This window comes from Brachyspira sp. SAP_772, from assembly GCF_009755885.1.
Classification (GTDB): Bacteria; Spirochaetota; Brachyspiria; order Brachyspirales; family Brachyspiraceae; genus Brachyspira.
The window spans coordinates 1-562 of the sequence record NZ_VYIX01000330.1; the positions used below are offsets into that span (position 1 = coordinate 1).

Below are 562 nucleotides of genomic sequence, written 5' to 3' on the forward strand. Positions count from 1 at the left end.
AGATGCTCATGATTCTGCCATGAACATAGACCAAACTGCTTTGCCTGATATTGTAAAAGTGCATAGAAGATGGAGCGGAGACCCTTATTCTATGGTTGAGGGTATAGATGAGAGTTTTGATGCTGCTATGTTTATAGGCTATCATAGTCCTGCTACAAGCGGAAGCAATCCTTTATCGCATACTATGAGCAATGCTAAAGTTTTTAGTATAAAATTAAATGATGTTGTAGCAAGCGAGTTTATGTTTTTTAGTTATGCTGCAGCTTATAGAAATGTGCCTTCAGTATTTTTGTCTGGTGATAAAGGTCTTTGCGATGATGCTAACAATATGGACCCTAATCACCCTAGTTTAATAACAGTTGCTGTAAAAGAGGGTGCTGGTTATGCTACTATTAACTATTCTCCTAATCTTATGATTAAAACTATTAAAGAAAAAACTGAAGAAGCTTTAAAGCAAGATTTGAAATGTTTAAAACTTCCAAAGACTTTTAAGCTTGAAGTAACTTATAAAGAACATGGCTATGCTTACAAGATGTCATTYTATCCTAATGCTAAAAAGGTT

Annotated in this window: 1 protein-coding gene; it reads left to right on the top strand. The window is 34.4% G+C overall.

Going from position 1 to position 562, the window contains the following annotated elements:
• Positions 1 to 562: M55 family metallopeptidase (locus tag GQX97_RS14335; protein ID WP_198391277.1), on the top strand; the 562-nt coding region annotated here is incomplete at both ends.